Source organism: Ignavibacteriales bacterium, from assembly GCA_016700155.1.
In the GTDB taxonomy this organism is placed as follows: domain Bacteria; phylum Bacteroidota; class Ignavibacteria; order Ignavibacteriales; family Ignavibacteriaceae.
Map to the genome: position 1 here is coordinate 4,208,410 of CP065001.1, position 17,060 is coordinate 4,225,469.

Genomic DNA, 17,060 nt, shown 5'->3' on the forward strand with positions numbered 1-17,060 from the left:
TCAATTAATTTTTTTTATTAAATGTTCCGATTATCTGCAGCTTTATATCTTTTACTTTAAAGTTTGGAATTTTCTTCTTCTTAAAATAATCTTCCAGAATTGTATTAAGATTTTCATCAAAAAAATCTTCTATTCGTTCTGTGTCTTCGCAATATAAGTGATGATGTTTGTCAAGTATAGCATCATAACGCATAAAGTCATGTTCGGTTTTTACTTTTTTAACTAATCCTTTTTCAACAAATGTTTCAAGAGTTTTATAGATTGTACCAACAGCAATGTGCGGATGATTTTTGACAACGTACTCTTTGATTTTATCAGCAGTGGGATGATCTTTCAGATTAGATAAGGCTTCCAGAACAGCAACCCTTTGAGGAGTAACCTTCAGGCTGCTGTTTTTCAATTCAATTTCAAGTTTGGGCTTTTTCATAGATAAAAATTATTAGATAAGAATTATTCCTAACAAAGATAAAGTTTTGTTTGTAAGATATCAAGATGAGAGTGGGTCAGGTTAAAGAACTATTATTATACGGACCATCCAAGGAATAAATTTCCGAAGCTAAAATGTTATTGTATGGTTGCTGGTTTGACAAATCTGTGAAAAAAATGAAATTATTATAAAAAATCTGAAAGAGCGAAAGCAGATTATTGTGTTGAAAGAAAATTATTTTTTCTTTAGACTTGCACACAAATTTTATCCATAATGATTTACCAGCATCATGAAAACAATCACAATCATTGTGTCCAAAGGCGCAATATTAGGCAACATTGAAGGACCAAGACAGGTATTCACTGAAGCAAATTCTTTCCTTGAAAGAATGGGACAACCGCCGTTATTTAAAATTCAACTTGCCGGACTTGCGGATAAATCACAACTGAATGATGGTCTTTATACAATCACTACAGAACCGATAAAAAATATTCAAAGGTCTGATCTTGTTATTATTCCCGCAATGTATGGCGATCTTGGAAAAGCTATAGATGCTAACAAAGAATTTATTCCTTGGATAGTCGATCAATACAACAACGGCGCGGAGGTAGCAAGCTTATGTCTTGGCGCGTTCCTGCTTGCGTCAACAGGGTTATTGAATGAGCGCAAATGTGCAACACACTGGCTTGCGGCAAATGCTTTCAGAAATATGTTCCCGGATATAAATCTTGTTGAAGATAAAATCATTACAGATGAAAACGGTATTTACTCAAGCGGCGGCGCATACTCATCGCTTAACCTGATTTTATATCTTGTTGAAAAATATGCCGGAAGAGAAATCGCGGTGCTTTGTGCAAAAGCATTTCAGATAGATATACAGCGCGACAGCCAATCACCGTTTACAATATTTGTCGGACAAAAAGAACACGAAGATGAGCCGGTTAAAAAAGCACAGGAATTTATCGAAACCAATTTCCAGGATAAGATCACTGTTGACCAGATAGCATCAATGGTTGCGCTTAGCAGAAGAAATCTTGAAAGAAGATTTAAGAAAGCAACAGCCAACACAGTTGTTGAATATATTCAGCGTGTAAAAATCGAAGCGGCAAAACAAAGTCTTGAATCATCAAAAGAAAATGTAACAGAGGTTATGTACAAAGTTGGTTACACAGATAACAAAGCTTTCCGTACGACATTCAAACGTATCACCGGTTTATCGCCAATTCAATACAGGAACAGGTATAACAGGGAAATGGCAGCTTAGAAAAAAGCAATAATTTATATAAGCGGTTTATTTCTTGCTTTGAATTTTTTCAAGTGATTTGATTCTTTACAAAACACGATTTTCATTTTGTTTTTACACACAATATCTGAAATGCTTTCTCCGGTTTATTGCGGACAAATATTTGTGTTATTCTTGAAACTACGAAACCGAGAGCCCTTGGTTTTATTTTTGAACGCGCAAATTCACCTCGTAGTGATTTCGCCCCGTTAATTCCTATTACTTTATAACCGCGGGCTTTCATTTCTTCCACAGTCCAGCCGGATTTATGAACCTGCCATGGGTTGTTGTCATACTCTCTTTGAGGAACAAAACCGTTGGGAGTGAATATCAGTACCCGTTTAGTTGCAATGCTTTCCATCATTTCAATTAATTTCGAGCCATCTTCCTTTGTGAGGTGTTCAATCAAATCATTGGCGAGGACACATTCGAATGAACCCGGCTTAAATTCTTTTTCAATATCAAGCACATCAATCTGGCGGTACTCGTTATGGATTTTTAATGCCCGGCTTTTTTCTAAGCTTGGAGTAAAAGCATCCACCCCAACGCAATAAGGTTTATTCGATAACGATCCTACCGGAGAGTTATTACCGCAGCCAACGTCAAGAAGAGTTTTACAGTCTCCGACAGCTTTTTCAAGTTCAAAATTATAATGCTTGAAAATTTTTTTGAGAAGTTTATTCACCCTCGTCGTTCTTTCGCAAGTTTGTACAGCTCCAGATATTTCTCCGCGGAGCGCGTCCAGCTATGATCCATCTTCATTCCATTACGCTGGATTTTTTTCCATACATCTTTATGCCGGAATGCATTTACAGCACGTTCAACAGATGAGTAAAGCGCGTAAGCCGAGTAATCATTAAAAGAAAAACCCGTTCCGTGATCGAATCCGTAATAATTTTCTTCATCCCAGTCTTTCACGGTATCAGCAAGTCCGCCGGTTTTTCTTACAACCGGAACAGTGCCGTATTTCAAGCTGTAGATCTGGTTAAGCCCGCAGGGTTCATATCGTGACGGCATTAAGAATATATCAGCGCCCGCTTCAATGAGGTGTGAAAGTTCATTGTTATAGCCGATGTATGTACTGAATTTTCCGCTGTACTGATATGACAACGATCTGAACAGATTTTCAAAACGGTCTTCACCGCTGCCGAGTAATATCCATTGCGCGTCAAGTTTCATAAGTTCGCTTACAGCCTCAGCAAAAATATCCAATCCTTTTTGTGCTACTAATCTTGTTACCATTCCAATCAATGGTCTGTGTTCATCGTATACCAGGTTAAAATGTATTGCAAGAAATTCTTTGTTCTTTAATTTTCCTGAAAGATCATTCACAGAAAATTTATAAGGAAGATACTTATCCGTTGCCGGGTTCCATTCATCATAATCAACACCGTTAAGTATTCCATAGACATCCTGTTTGCGTGAGCGGAGAATATGCTGCAGTCCTGCACCGTACTCGTCAGTTAAGATTTCATGAGAGTATTTATTGCTCACAGTATTTATCATATCAGAAAAAACGATTCCTGTTTTCATAAAAGAAACAGAATCTTCATGTTCAACCGGTCCGCCGGGATAATAAAGCTCACCACGAATTTCAGCAGCGAACAATGTTGATTTATGAAATCTTCCCTGGTAACCGATATTATGAATTGTAAACACAGACGATGTGTGATCGAACATCCTGTCCCAATTGTAATTGTCTTTTATAAAAAGAGGAAGCAAACCGGTTTGCCAGTCATTGCAGTGAACTACATCGGGAGTCCATTGCATACGCTGAAGAGTTTCAATAACCGCTTTCGAAAAAAGAATGAAGCGTTCATCTTCATCCATATCGTTTGTATAAATTCTTCCACGGAAAAAATAATGCGGGCAGTCGATAAAATTAACTTCAACATTCGATCCCGGCAATTTTGCCTGGTGAACGTGCACTGATCTTATCACCCCATTTATTCTTATCGGCATTTCACCTATTGACCAGCTGTAATGAAGACCGAATTTTCCCTCATCGATAAGATCGTATTTGGGAATAAAAAGTTTTACTTCACATCCCAGTTTTTCAAGTGCTTTAGGAAGTGAACCGGCAACATCGGCAAGACCGCCTGTTTTAGCGTATGGAACTGCTTCAGCAGCAATAAAGGCAATTTTCATTTTTGTACTTTAGATTTCATCCCGATTGAAAAGAACATAACAGGATGATATTGTTAATAAAAAAATCTTTATTTCGTGGTGTATAATAAGGCATAATGAATTAATTTTCACTTGTTGCTTTAAAAGAAATTAATGACTAGAGATAAAAGAGAGAATTAATTTCTTATCTACAACACGATTTCAATAAACTAAACCAAAGAAACAAATGAATCACATAATAAATCAGCTTCTTGTGTTTACCGAGGGGAATCCATCCCACAAGCCTATAATATTTGTTCATGGGTTTCCTTATGATCATTCAATGTGGAACAAACAGGTTGAATACTTTAAGCAAAAATATTTTTGTGTTACTTATGATATCCGCGGGCTTGGACAATCACCAGCCAGCCATGGTCAATTTACAATGGAAATGTTTGTCGATGATCTTGAAGCAATAATCAGAGAATTGAAATTAGACAAACCGGTTTTATGCGGGCTTTCAATGGGAGGTTATATTTCATTGCGTGCTTTAGTAAGATTCGAAGAAAAATTTTCCGCAGTAATTTTATGTGACACAAGGTCGGATTCAGATGATAATGCGGGAAGATTAAAACGCTCCGGCGCGATCAAAAGAATTTCTGATGAAGGACTAGAGGGTTATGCTAAAGATTTTATATCAACCTGTTTTGGCGATGAGTTCAAAGAAAAGAACCAAGAAGAGTTTGAAAAAATTATTGAAAGATCATCTGCACATAATCCTGCAGGAGTTAAAGGCAGCCAACTTGCAATGTTAAGCAGGACTGATACAACGGATTACTTAGAAAAAATAAAAATCCCTTCGCTGATTATTTGCGGCGAATATGATGCTTTAACTCCTCCTTCTGTAATGAATGCTATGGCTGATAAAATTCCGGGTTCAACATTTGTCGTGATAAAAAACTCCGGACATATGTCACCCATAGAACAGCCGGACAAAGTGAATGCCGCGATGAATGATTTCCTGGAAAAACTTCTTTGAAATTCAGCAAGAAATATGGTCTGTTAAAATATCTTTTATTCTTTTTTGTTTTATTTAATCTGATCTCATGCGGAACAATGCAAAAATCATCATTGACTGAAATTAAAATAAATGAAGGATGGGAAGTTTCATCTGGTGATGATTCGATATCTTTTTCAACTAATGTTCCTAATGAAATTCATATTGATCTTTTTAATAATGGATTCATTGAACATCCATACTTCAACGACAATGAAAAAAAAGTTCAATGGGTTGCTGAGAATGACTGGACGTATAAAAAAGTCTTTGATGTTGAGTCATCCTTTTTATCTGGTGAAAATGCTGAATTGGTCTTTGAAGGTATTGATACGTACGCGGATGTATTTCTTAATAATAAAAAAATCCTTTACACTGATAACCAGTTCAGAGAATGGCGGGTGAATGTAAAAGATGCTCTGAAAGAGAAAGACAATGAGTTAAGGCTGGTCATATACTCTCCGTTCAAAATTGAAAAACAAAAAGTTAAAGAATACGGATTTCAGCCGCCTGATGATTCAAGAATATTTACTCGTAAAGCACAATACGTTTACGGCTGGGATTGGGCTCCCCGGCTTGTCACTTCAGGAATATGCAAAGGTGTAAAATTAGTTTCCTGGAATGGTCCCGAATTAAAAGACGTTTTCATTGTTCAGGATTCGTTGTCAAAAGAGAAGACATTGCTTACAGCAAAGTTTGAAATTAATTCTTTTGATGATGATGAGGTCATACTTTCTGTAAATGATGTTGAACAAAAAGTAAAGCTGGTTCCGGGCAATCAGGTTGTTGAAATTAAATTTTCTATTGACAATCCTGAACTATGGTGGACAAACGGATTAGGCAGTCATCATCTTTATAAATTCAACTGTTCGATGTTTCATGAAAAACATGGTTTACAATCAGTTGACAAGAAAATTGGTTTAAGAACTATAGAACTTGTGCAGGAACCGGATTCAATCGGAACAACATTTTATTTTAAACTTAACGGTATTCCGGTTTTTATGAAAGGGGCCAATTACATTCCGCTTCAAATGATGGGCGCGGGCATAGATTCAAATAAATATCAGCAGTTAGTAAATGCTGCCGCTGACGCGAACATGAATATGCTGCGTGTTTGGGGCGGCGGGATTTATGAAGACGATTTGTTCTATGATCTGTGTGATGAAAAAGGAATTCTGGTCTGGCAGGATTTTATGTTCGCCAACGGAATGTATCCTGCTGATTCGTTAATGATAAATAATATCCGCATAGAAGCAGAAGAGCAAATAAAACGCCTGCGCAATCACCCGTCATTAGCGCTGTGGTGCGGCAATAATGAAATCGCTGAAGGCTGGGCAAACTGGGGATGGAAAAACAATTTTACTCCTGAACAACAGAAAAAAATGAGTGATGATTACAACAAAATATTTCATCAAACACTTCCTGGATTAGTTGAAACATTTTCACCGGACATTCCTTACCGGGCATCATCGCCGCAGTACGGAAGAGGAAATCCTAAAAGTCAGTACGAAGGCGATTCACATTACTGGGGAGTGTGGCACGATGCCGAGCCATTTGAAAATTACGAAAATAAAGTGCCGCGTTTCATGAGTGAATTCGGATTTCAATCATATCCCTCTTTATCAACACTTGAAAAATATTTTAAAGAAGAAGACCTTCTTTTTGAATCACCTGTTTTGCAGACCCATCAGAAGCATAAAAGAGGAAATGAACTGATAAAAACTTATATGGAACGCGACTATCATATTCCCACAGACTTTTCAAAGTTCATTTATGTAAGTCAGCTTTTGCAGGCGGAAGGAATTGCAAAAGGAATTGAAGCACACCGCAGAGCAATGCCGTATTGTCTGGGCTCATTATACTGGCAGCTTAATGATTGCTGGCCCGTTATTTCCTGGTCGGGGATCGACAACGAAGGAAGATGGAAGGCTCTTCATTACTTTGCTAAAAGATATTTCAGCCCGGTGATGATATCGGTTTCAGAAGAACAGGATGAGCTAAAGATATTCATTGTGAACGACACGAAAGAAAATTTTTACGCAAAACTTTTGATTACCGTCAATGATTTTAATGGCAATAAAATTTATTCTGAGGAAAAGAATGTTGAGGTGAAAGAAAACTCCTCTTACTGTTATAAAGAACTCAACCTGAGAACAATAAATTACTTTGAACGGAATACTTCATTCGTAAACATAAAATTGATATCTGATAAAGAATCCATTGCAGATAAAAATTTCTTTTTTGTAAGGCCAAAAGAAATGAAATTATCTAAACCGGAAATTATTCTAAGCAGCGAACCATTTAAAGACGGGTTAAAGATTACTTTAACAACAAATGTACTTGCTAAAAATGTTTTTATAGAGGCAGATGTTGATGGAAGATTCTCCGACAACTTCTTTGATTTAATTTCTGGTGAAAGGAAAGAAATTATTTTCTATTCAACTTATGCGGAAAAAGAGCCACGGTTTAATTTTATTTCTTTGTGGGACATAAAAAGCCGACTCAAATAAGATTGTTTAATTTATTCTTTGATCATATATAACTTATTATCCTCCACAAGGTAAAGCATAGGCGCGACTTTAATTTTTGGATAACGCAAACGAAGCCGGATTGTTTCACTCAGCACAAAATCAATTTCATTCCCTATCTCAAACATAGGCGCAAACTGGTTGAAGTGTTCTTCTGCCTGTTCTTTTGTCCACCCCGCGCGTTCACTTAATCCTTTTATAAATAATTCTTTTCTTTGAACGAGGTTCACCATCCCGCAGTTGTTATGCCCGATCAAAGCGATGTGCTGAACATCACCAACTGAAATTGCATAAGAAACCTTAAACTCACTGTAACGGAGATTCGCCCCTCCTGAACGGATTATGAACGCGAAGTTCTCAGGTATGTGAAGATGTTTGCGGTTATCCATACACATCCCAATTAAAAGTTTTGCGTTTGAGTAAACATCATATTCTTTGTCAAGATTATGATACTCAAGTAATAATCCAATCGGTGTGTTTTGATATTCTGCGGGGATATCGTTCTTGCTATTTATACTTAATAGTCTGTTCATAAAACTCTCTTTTAATTTGAGGATTAAATTATTTTTCACTGCTCAATGAATATGGTAACGAATCTTTTGATTGTCCAAGTTCTTTGTTTGGAGCGGAACCCATTTCAAAAATTAATTCGCCGCCGTTCATAATATCTTCGTGAAGGATAAAAAGTTTATCATACTTTTTTCCGTTCAAAGTGATGCTTTGAATATAAATATTTTTTTCGTTGAGATTGTTAGCCGTAATTCTGAATGACTTTCCATTCTCAAGATTAATATTTGCTTTACTCAAGCCTGGTGTGCCGATAACATATTCGTTTGAACCCGGGCAGACTGGGTAAAATCCCATAACACTAAAAATATACCACGCAGACATTTGTCCACAGTCATCGTTGCCGCAAAGTCCGTCAACTGCGTTGCGATAAAAATGATTTGTGATTTCATTTACTTTTTCCTGTGTTTTCCACGGAGCGCCGGCATAGTTGTAAAGATAAGGAACGTGATGGCTTGGTTCATTGCCGTGAACATAACCACCGAGAATTCCGGCAGCGCTTATATCTTCGGAATGTTGAAAATGTTCTGCATCCAAACCCATATTAAAAAGTGAATCCAGATGTGAAATAAAATTTTCGTTTCCACTGTAAAGATCAATCAAACCGCTTACATCGTGCGGAACATATAACGAATAATTCCATGAATTACCTTCGATAAATCCCTGACGCTCTGTGCTCATAGGATCAAAAGGTGAAAACCATGAACCATCAGAATTTTTCGGACGAATGAATTTTATATTCTTGTCAAACAATTGACTAAATGAATTTGCTCTCTTCTTAAACACATCTTTGATATGATCATTACCCGCAATATCGGCAAGCTTGTAAATTGTCCAGTCATCATAAGCGTACTCTAATGTTTTTGATGCTGCGTTTGAATTAAGATCCATAGGAACAAAACCGTAATCCATGTAAGAATCAATTCCATCATACTTGCCGTAGGTCGCGCTCATAACGCAGGCGCTCAAAGCATCATTAAGATTGAAGCTTCTTATTCCTTTCATGTATGCATCAACAATTACTGGAACGGAATGATAACCTATCATACACCAGTTTTCATTTGCGTGATGCGACCATACGGGAAGTATTTTATGAACACTCTGCTGCTGATGTGCAAGCATTGAGTTGATCATATCGCCCGTTCGCTGCTGCTGAACAATTGTGAACAAAGGATGAAGCGCACGGTAAGTATCCCACAAAGAAAATGTTGTATAGTTTGTAAAGTTTTCGGATTTGTGAATATTCTGATCAAGTCCACGGTAAGAACCATCAACATCCATATAAAATGTTGGTCCCAAGAACGAATGATAGAGCGCTGTGTAGAAAATTGTTTTCTTCTCTTTGGTGGTTTCAACTTTGATTTTGCTTAGTTCATTTTCCCACATTTGTTCCGCTTCGGATTTTGTTTGATCAAAATTCCAGTGAGGAATTTCTGCGGTTAAATTTTTTAATGCCCCTTCTGTACTTACAGCAGACAGTGCAAATTTTATTTGAAGCGATTCATCTTTGTTCATATCAAAGTTAAAGTATGCGCGAACTTTCTTTCCTGCCATTTCCGGGAAGTTTTCAAATTCATTAAACTTTCTGTAGAAGCCGTTATAAATTATTTGCTCATCATTCTTATAGCCGTATTTTTTTATTGGTTTGGAAAAAGTCATAGCGAAGTAAAGATATTTTGTCCGCGCCCATCCGCGGTTCTGCCTGAATCCCGTTACAAGGGTATCGTTCTCAACACGAATGCTTGACCACACAACTTTGCCATCATAATTGTATATGCCTGAAATCATATCAAGAATAATATTTGCAGAAGACGATTCATCAAAAGTGTATTTGTGAAAACCTACACGTGTGCTTGTAGTCAACTCTGCATTGATCCTGTAATCATCAAGATAAACGGAATAATATCCCGGAGAACTTTTTTCTTTGTCGTGTGAAAACCTGCTTCTGTACCCGGAGTCAGGATTATCTTTTGTTCCGGGATTTAATTTAAGTTCGCCCGTAGTTGGCATAATTAAAAAATCACCAAGATCAGAATGACCTGTGCCGGAAAAATGTGTATGACTGAATCCGACTATTGTGTTGTCTTTGTATTGATAACCGGCGCAATAACGGTAAACATCTTTATTGTAACCATGTCCGAGTGAATAAGGAATAGTATCTGTTTCCGGACTAAGCTGTACCATTCCAAACGGAACAGTGGCACCGGGATATGTATGTCCCATATCATCCGTCCCGATCATCGGGTTAACGTAGTTGATTAATTTTGTTTGTGCCGTGGATGATGTAACAATTATTGCTGAAAGAATTATTGAATAAAATATTTTCATATAAGTAATTTTAGTTAATTCCATTCTGAGAAAAACTCGGTAGCCGCAGGCTTTAGCTTGCGAACATGCAGGTCTGCGCAACCTGAAGGTTGCGGCTACCAGTGGACAATTATTTTTTATAATACTCGGCAGTTGTTTTTATTCCTTCATCATAAGAAGTTGGAGTAAAGTTAAAAGCTTTTTCAAACTTGCTGCTGTCGAAAAGATAATCATATTCATTCTGATATAACATCTCAACACTTTCTTTTACAATCGGGTTAAAAAAACCAACCGCTTGCACCATCCACTTTTTTAGAACTGTATAAGATGGTTTAACATTAAACTCATCTGCTATCTTTTCTATCATTTGTTTTGCTGTTAAAACATTTTTGTCTGTAGGTAAATGCCAGACCTGGTTATAAGCTTTTTCGGTATTGCCGAGAAGCGCAGTGGCTTTTCCTGCATCATGAGTGTAAGTGAAAGAATGTTTTACGTTATCATTTCCCATCCACATTGCTTTTTTACCTGCAGCGAGCTTTTGAAAAACCACAACAGTAATAAAACTCAGCGGGGTATTCGGTCCGTAAAAATCTGCCGCGCGGACAATTATTGCTTTAATGCTTCCTTTATCAACTTCATTTAAAATTGTCTGACAGATTTTTGACCGCGCTTCTCCTTTTTTACTGCATGGATTTATCGGTGTATCTTCCCGCATCCATCCATCAACCTTACCATAAGAGTAAACATTATCAAAAAAAACTAATTTTGATTTATACTGCTTGCAGGCACTTATAACATTGTTAATAATGATAGGCCACTGAGTTTGCCAAACAGAAATGTCATACTTTAATCCGATTGTTAGATAAACGACTTCAGAACCTTTAACTGCATTCAGAGTTTGATTAATGTCTAACAAATCCGCCCGAACAATTTCATCTGTTGGATTTATTTTGTGGGGGTTACGGCTCACCAATCTTATTTTATTTGTGTAATCGGTAAGTGCTTTCGCAAGCTCATTGCCGATTGTTCCGGTTGAACCGAGGATTGTTTGCATAAGTTATCTTTCAGATACGGAAATAATTCTATGAATTTTATTTCCAACCTAAAAGAATTCAACTTGCAAATCAAATCATTGATTTAAGATCAGAGTCATTTTTCCAAACAATATGCGCTTCCATCGGTGCTTGTAAAAATAATCACATCATTATTTACTGCCGGCGTACTAAAAAGAGCACCCAGTTTGTACAATGCTTTAATATAATCTTCAGGGGAACTAATCTTCGAATAAAATTCTGATTTTGTAATTTTTAATTTGTCTTCAAAATAATGTTTAGAATTGGAATTAAAATTATCAGTGTTAAAAGACCAGGCGATCTCACCGGTATAGATATCAAGTGCCAATAATTTTCCAAGCAGCGTACCGAAATACATCCTTGACCCGCCAAAAGCAGGGGCACCGAATGTATTAAAATTGACATTTGTTCTCCAGTTTTCTTGCCCGGTTTTTCCATTAATTGAAATCATAACATCATCATCGGAAGCGCCGGCGTATAATACGCTATCATAAACCGAAAGGGCAAGCGCCCAGCCTTTAGGGAATTGTTTATTCCAGTGACAGTACCCTTCATCAGCATCGATTGCGTAAAGATTATAATCTCGGCTTCCGATATATACCAGATTATTGGCTACAACCGGGTTTCCCTGCATCTCTCCCTTAGGAAAAAATCTTTGCCCGACTGATTTAAATTTCCAGATTAATTCCCCGGTATTAACATCTATTGCATAAACAAATCCATCAAAGGAGCCAGCAAATAATTTTCCATTATAAATGACCGGGGTAGAATGAACAACATCACCGGTTTTGAACTTCCAGATTAATTTACCGGAAGTAGAATTGATGGAATAAATATTTCCATCACCTGAGCCGAAATAAACGGCATCGTTAAATAAAACCGGCGATGATTTAAAATAATCGGCGTATCCATAGTATTTGTAAGTTTGTTCACCATCAGTTTTAAATGTCCAGTTTAAGGTTCCATTATTTTTATTTATTGAATAAAGTAAGCCATCCCCACAAACAAGAAATATTTTTTCATTATCAACACAGACCGTAGACCGGATTTCCCCATTAGTCTTAAACTTCCAGTTTAGATTTCCTGTTTCAGTATTTAAAGAGTATAATGATGCATCAAGGCTTCCGAATATTACGCTTGTGCCTGTTATAACAGGGGAAGAGAATAGTGCTCCCCCTGTTTTAAATTTCCATTTTACCTTAGGGCTATCACCTTCAACATAAGGAAGGCAGCCTTCTTTTAATGGATGTAAAAATTGAAAAGGCGCAGGTATAACAGTTTGCGGCAGCCACCACATTATCAGCAACCAAAAGATTTTCATATTAATGCCAGTTAAATATTTTTATAAAAATTAATTGTTTAGTGGGCAAATTATAATCCGCACTGAAGATTTAAATGATAAAATGATCAGCGGTAAGAAGTTTTTGATGAAGGGGGAAAACAAAAAGCCCGTAAATTATTACGGGCTTAAACCGGAGGGACTCTCCAAATCTTAGTTTACAAAATTTGCTTTGTGCATTTCATCAATTGATGCAAGGAATGTATTTATCTTTTCAATTTTTGATTTCGGATAAACTTCCCCCGGCTTAATACTTAAAGCTTTTTCATACATCGATTTTGCATCAGAATATTTTTTATCTGCAAGAAGCTGATCTGCTTTTTTTATTGTTTCGTCATAGGATGAACTCATATCCTTTTTAATGTCACGCATCTTCAGATGTGCGCCTTTCTCAGCAACAATTAATTTTTTGAATTCATCCGGGTAACCGACATTCTTTGGATTGTGAAATTCATTTTTAACTACACCATCCATGTATTTAAGAAGAAGCTGTTCACCAAGTTTTTTCCAGGTTTCATACGTTCGGTCGCCGAGTGAAATTGAATAATCTGTAAGAAAAGATACCGCTTCACCTTTTGAATTTTTTAGAAGTGATAAAGCAGTTTTTTCAATTGTCTCCTGTTGTGCAAGGAATGAACCTTCCAGTTCATTCTGTACTCTCTGCACATCATTAATTACAATTGAGTAACGCGGATAAGCAAAGTTGGAAACAAAATTAAATACCCAGAAAACAGAATCCCATGTAAACTGAGCGAGTGATCCTAATCCTTTTTTATAGTTGTAAGGAACTTTAGTCATCGAACAGTACATCGGCGTATAAACCGTAAAGTATGTATCATCAACACCGAACCATAAAATACCTCCGACTTCATTCGGAAGATTTGAGCGAGACTGCGCCACAAATGAAAATCCAGTTTGCGGAGTTGAAATAGGACGTTCGTTAAAGTATTCTTCCTCGTTATACTTCCAAGTTAAAGGACGCCAGCGATATGGCATTCCGTAAGGACCTGCAGCGACTCCGGTGGTCATATCAAGTTCGGTCCCTTCATAGTGGTCACGCATAAGGAACATTACATCCTGTGCGGAAAGTTTTCTGTCGGGTTTTATATATAGCGGCATACGTTCCATTGATTCACCGTTTATGTATGCCAGATATTTTTCCATGTTCCCGTTAACTCTTCTGAATAAAGACCATACTCTCGCATCGCAGAATCTTATTCCGCCAAAATCCAATGGAGCGTAAGCATCAGAAAAATTAAAATCTTTATCATCGCCGGTAAAGTATCCTTTTGATTTTGCAAATGAAATTACATCTGGTGCATATAGACAATTATCCGGATCATCAAGCGGAAAGGTTGTTATTCTTGCCTGGTTTGCATGACCGCTTACATAACCATCGGGAATTCGTATTGCAACCCAAACGGCGCCTTTGTTTCCTTCACCTTTTCCGATCATTTCGAGTATCCATGCTTCGTTCGGATCAGCGATAGAAAATGACTCGCCCGAACTGCAGTAGCCATATTCTGCAACAAGGTCGGACATAATTTTTATTGCATCTCTTGCAGTCTTTGCTCGTTGAAGTGCGATATATATAAGACTGCCGTAATCAATAATTCCTTTAGGATCAACAAGTTCTTCTCGTCCGCCGTAAGTTGTTTCACCAATAGAAACCTGGAACTCATTTATGTTTCCAACTACGTTATAAGTCTGTAACGCCTGTTTAATTCTTCCAAGAAATTTTCCTGTATCCCACTCATAAATATCAAGCATGGCGCCTGCGGGATACATTGCTGCCGGGAAGTGATAAAGTTCGCCGTACATATTAAACGAATCTGCGGAGTAAGTAATCATAACAGATCCATCCGTGCTTGCGCCTTTGGTAACAATAAAATTTGTACATGCATAGAATACATCATTAGCGAATAAACCAAAGACGATCATCATTGTTAGAATGAATTTTCTGTTCATAATGAATCCTTTTTGTTAAAAGATTTTGCAAAAATTTTGCCGGAAAGATAATAAAAAGATTTTGAAGGGGGAATGAAAAAGAGACCGGACTGCTAAAGAGTATTCAGTGGTTATGGACTATAAATCATATTGGTAAGATTACCAATATGATTTAATTACTTTTCTTAAGCACCCACACAACACATTTTATTCTTGTCCCGAATAATTCTGTTTCGGTTTGCTGACGCTTAATATACTCGTCAAACAAGTTTGATTTTTCGGGATACTTCTTTTTCAACTGTTCCGCCCGTGAGATTATCAGTCGGGTATTGTTTTCATTCGTCTGTTTTATTTCATCATCACCAATAATTTTTTCAGTGATAATCTCAAGACCGCAGTCAGAAATATCTTTCAATACATTTTTTCTGGAAGGATATAAATGTTCATCACCGTTGCCGTCAATCGTGTATGCATCATCGATAATGATTATGCCTTTTTCCTTTGTGCAGTTTTTCAACGCAGTAAGAGTTTTATAAAAATCGCCCCATAAATGTCCAACCGCAGATAATATTACTATATCAAAATCTTTAAGTCCTGCTGATTTGTACTTTATATCTGCCTGCTCAAAAGTACATAAATGTGATACGCCGTTTTCCGAAGCATCTTTTCTTGCCTGATGAATGAATGGAAGCATGCCATCAATACCAAGCACATTTATTCCGAAATGCCTAGCAATGTTTATTGCTATCAATCCTTTGCCGCAGCCAAGATCAAGACAAGTAGTTTCTGAATTAATTTGAAGATGATGTGATTCAATCAACCCGACAATTAATTCAGATGAACCTCCAAGCTCATTAAGATCTGCAAGCAGTTCGGGGAGATAAGGAAGTATTTCTCTGTTTCCGCCGAGTGATTCGGCTACGTCGTCATTTAGTGTGCTCATACTTCCTTAATTTAATTCTCTCCGAAAATTTTTTCTACTTAGAAGTTAACTATAATTTTATAAACTCAACTCTTCGGTTGAGCGCTTTGTTTACGCCGCTGTCATTAGATGCAATTGGTTCGTTCTCTCCTTTTCCATCGGTTTCAATTCTTGAAGCATCTATCCCGAAATCTTTCACGAAAACATTTTTTACTGCTGCGGCTCTTCGTTGTGATAGATCAAGATTTGATTTGTCATCTCCGTCCGAGTCAGTATGTCCGACAATTTTAATTTTTACATCCGGGTTTTCATTTAATACATTGGCAATTTCTTTTATAGTTCCGAAAGATTCTGATTTTACAACATCTTTATTCACATCAAAATAAATTCCGTAGCTGATAAGTTTACCTTCGGTCAATAACTTGCTTCGCATATCGGGGGAAGCGTTGGTTATTCTTAAGTTGGAAATGTATGAGCCGGAGGAAGCGCCGCGGCTTAGCCTGAAACAAAGCCTGCTGAGTTTTACTCCGTCATAAATATTTGTAGGCATATCCAACACTTTTGCCTGTTGGTGATAAATCCTCAGTCTTCTTCCCTGCACCCAAACAATTACGTGATTTACTTTTTCCGGAATAACAGGGTTAACATCCGACTTGCCGACTATTTTTTCATTCTCGCCGGTTTTATATCCCCAGGTATTCCAGTTTTGTTTTTCAATTGAAATCATTATTCCGCCGTTACCGGGCTGAGAACCATTGTCCATTTCTTTCTTTTTGTTTTCTCCGTAAAGCAAAAGTCCAGCGGCAATTCGTCCACCGGTTTTCTTAGGAACGATATCAAATTCAATAATAAAGTTTTTAGGAAAATCTATTTCGTTTAATAAAAAATAATTTCCGTCTGTGCTGTTAAGATTAAACCATTTACCCGGCGCAATATTTATTGTATTTATTTCTCCGGCAGAGTTCGTCGTCCATAATGCGGGGAAATCTCCAACCGCGTCCTGGCTGAAATCATCGAACAATATTACTTTATCACCAGGGATGAAATCATATTTTGTTGAACTTGAAAACTGAATTTCATTTTCGTTCTGCTGAGTTGAAGATTCATTGCCCGAATTATTTTTTACTTTTGTTTCACTAGTTTTGGTTGTACCGGAGGTGGAATCATTTTCTGATTCATTCGATTCTTCCCCCGCATTTTTAATCCCCTCTTCTATTCCATCATATCCCTTATTTACCCCTTCATCAATTTTCTTCTCTACTCTCTTTTCCCCTTCGCTTTTTATTTTTTGTTCAGTTTTTTTCTTTAGCTTCTCAAAGAACTGGGCTTGAGTAATTTGGCTTGCGCCTACCGAAAAGATGAGAGACAGAACCAAAACTAAATTTTTCATGATACCCATCCGTTTTTAAATTTTCACCCTGATTGATTATTTAGATTTTCAAACATGAATTTTTCGTTTTCGTAATAAACCGGAAACTTATGATTAAGGATCAAAATTTCTACTACAA

At 37.0% G+C, this 17,060-nt stretch carries 13 protein-coding genes; 3 read left to right on the forward strand and 10 right to left on the reverse strand.

Annotation, left to right across the window (positions count from 1 at the left end):
- Positions 1–4 precede the first annotated feature (4 nt).
- Positions 5–427 carry a transcriptional repressor gene (locus IPM56_17680; GenBank protein QQS36044.1) on the reverse strand — a complete coding sequence of 141 codons (423 nt, stop codon included), beginning with the start codon at positions 425–427 and terminating at the stop codon, positions 5–7.
- A 289-nt stretch (positions 428–716) separates the two neighbouring features.
- Here IPM56_17680 and IPM56_17685 point away from each other — a divergent pair, with 289 nt between their 5' ends.
- Entirely contained in the window at positions 717–1,691 is a 975-nt protein-coding gene (locus IPM56_17685) for a helix-turn-helix domain-containing protein (GenBank protein ID QQS36045.1), read from the forward strand.
- An 82-nt stretch (positions 1,692–1,773) separates the two neighbouring features.
- On the opposite strand, the gene IPM56_17690 is transcribed toward IPM56_17685, so the two are convergent.
- Together IPM56_17690 and glgA are read right to left on the reverse strand one after the other, a co-directional pair.
- A complete protein-coding gene (locus tag IPM56_17690) occupies positions 1,774–2,394 on the reverse strand; it encodes a methyltransferase domain-containing protein (protein QQS36046.1) in 621 nt (206 codons plus the stop codon).
- Complete coding sequence (gene glgA / locus IPM56_17695) at positions 2,391–3,857, reverse strand: glycogen synthase GlgA (protein ID QQS36047.1); 1,467 nt, start codon at positions 3,855–3,857, stop codon at positions 2,391–2,393. Before glgA ends, IPM56_17690 begins: the two co-directional genes overlap by 4 nt.
- A gap of 205 nt (positions 3,858–4,062) precedes the next feature.
- Here glgA and IPM56_17700 point away from each other — a divergent pair, with 205 nt between their 5' ends.
- Positions 4,063–4,854, forward strand: a complete 792-nt coding sequence (locus IPM56_17700; GenBank protein QQS36048.1) for an alpha/beta fold hydrolase — start codon at positions 4,063–4,065, stop codon at positions 4,852–4,854.
- A gap of 77 nt (positions 4,855–4,931) precedes the next feature.
- Entirely contained in the window at positions 4,932–7,379 is a 2,448-nt protein-coding gene (locus IPM56_17705) for a glycoside hydrolase family 2 protein (GenBank protein ID QQS36049.1), read from the forward strand.
- An 11-nt stretch (positions 7,380–7,390) separates the two neighbouring features.
- Here the strand turns inward: IPM56_17705 and IPM56_17710 are convergent, their stop codons facing one another.
- From IPM56_17710 to IPM56_17740, 7 genes are all read right to left on the reverse strand, one after another.
- Positions 7,391–7,930 (reverse strand): carbonic anhydrase, encoded by a 540-nt coding sequence (locus tag IPM56_17710; protein ID QQS36050.1) that lies wholly within the window; start codon positions 7,928–7,930, stop codon positions 7,391–7,393.
- 28 nt (positions 7,931–7,958) lie between these two features.
- On the reverse strand, positions 7,959–10,316 hold the full coding sequence (locus IPM56_17715) for a GH92 family glycosyl hydrolase (protein QQS36051.1): 2,358 nt from the start codon (positions 10,314–10,316) through the stop codon (positions 7,959–7,961).
- An 85-nt stretch (positions 10,317–10,401) separates the two neighbouring features.
- Entirely contained in the window at positions 10,402–11,325 is a 924-nt protein-coding gene (locus IPM56_17720; protein ID QQS36052.1) for an NAD-dependent epimerase/dehydratase family protein, read from the reverse strand.
- A gap of 95 nt (positions 11,326–11,420) precedes the next feature.
- Positions 11,421–12,665, reverse strand: a complete 1,245-nt coding sequence (locus IPM56_17725; protein QQS36053.1) for a PQQ-binding-like beta-propeller repeat protein — start codon at positions 12,663–12,665, stop codon at positions 11,421–11,423.
- A 171-nt stretch (positions 12,666–12,836) separates the two neighbouring features.
- On the reverse strand, positions 12,837–14,651 hold the full coding sequence (locus IPM56_17730; protein QQS36054.1) for a C69 family dipeptidase: 1,815 nt from the start codon (positions 14,649–14,651) through the stop codon (positions 12,837–12,839).
- Between the two features lie 151 nt (positions 14,652–14,802).
- The gene (locus tag IPM56_17735) at positions 14,803–15,573 is read right to left on the reverse strand and encodes a class I SAM-dependent methyltransferase (GenBank protein ID QQS36055.1); all 771 of its coding nucleotides are present in this window, start codon (positions 15,571–15,573) and stop codon (positions 14,803–14,805) included.
- A 49-nt stretch (positions 15,574–15,622) separates the two neighbouring features.
- Entirely contained in the window at positions 15,623–16,942 is a 1,320-nt protein-coding gene (locus IPM56_17740) for an OmpA family protein (GenBank protein ID QQS36056.1), read from the reverse strand.
- Between the last annotated feature and the right edge of the window lie 118 nt (positions 16,943–17,060).

Excerpts from the sequence above, each read along its gene's own strand:
- IPM56_17680 (QQS36044.1), bottom strand. The coding sequence starts at position 427 with ATGAAAAAGCCCAAACTTGAAATTGAATTGAAAAACAGCAGCCTGAAG.
- IPM56_17685 (QQS36045.1), top strand. The coding sequence starts at position 717 with ATGAAAACAATCACAATCATTGTGTCCAAAGGCGCAATATTAGGCAAC.
- glgA (QQS36047.1), bottom strand. The coding sequence starts at position 3,857 with ATGAAAATTGCCTTTATTGCTGCTGAAGCAGTTCCATACGCTAAAACA.
- IPM56_17700 (QQS36048.1), top strand. The coding sequence starts at position 4,063 with ATGAATCACATAATAAATCAGCTTCTTGTGTTTACCGAGGGGAATCCA.
- IPM56_17705 (QQS36049.1), top strand. The coding sequence starts at position 4,932 with ATGCAAAAATCATCATTGACTGAAATTAAAATAAATGAAGGATGGGAA.
- IPM56_17710 (QQS36050.1), bottom strand. The coding sequence starts at position 7,930 with ATGAACAGACTATTAAGTATAAATAGCAAGAACGATATCCCCGCAGAA.
- IPM56_17715 (QQS36051.1), bottom strand. The coding sequence starts at position 10,316 with ATGGAATTAACTAAAATTACTTATATGAAAATATTTTATTCAATAATT.
- IPM56_17720 (QQS36052.1), bottom strand. The coding sequence starts at position 11,325 with ATGCAAACAATCCTCGGTTCAACCGGAACAATCGGCAATGAGCTTGCG.
- IPM56_17725 (QQS36053.1), bottom strand. The coding sequence starts at position 12,665 with ATGAAAATCTTTTGGTTGCTGATAATGTGGTGGCTGCCGCAAACTGTT.
- IPM56_17730 (QQS36054.1), bottom strand. The coding sequence starts at position 14,651 with ATGAACAGAAAATTCATTCTAACAATGATGATCGTCTTTGGTTTATTC.
- IPM56_17735 (QQS36055.1), bottom strand. The coding sequence starts at position 15,573 with ATGAGCACACTAAATGACGACGTAGCCGAATCACTCGGCGGAAACAGA.
- IPM56_17740 (QQS36056.1), bottom strand. The coding sequence starts at position 16,942 with ATGAAAAATTTAGTTTTGGTTCTGTCTCTCATCTTTTCGGTAGGCGCA.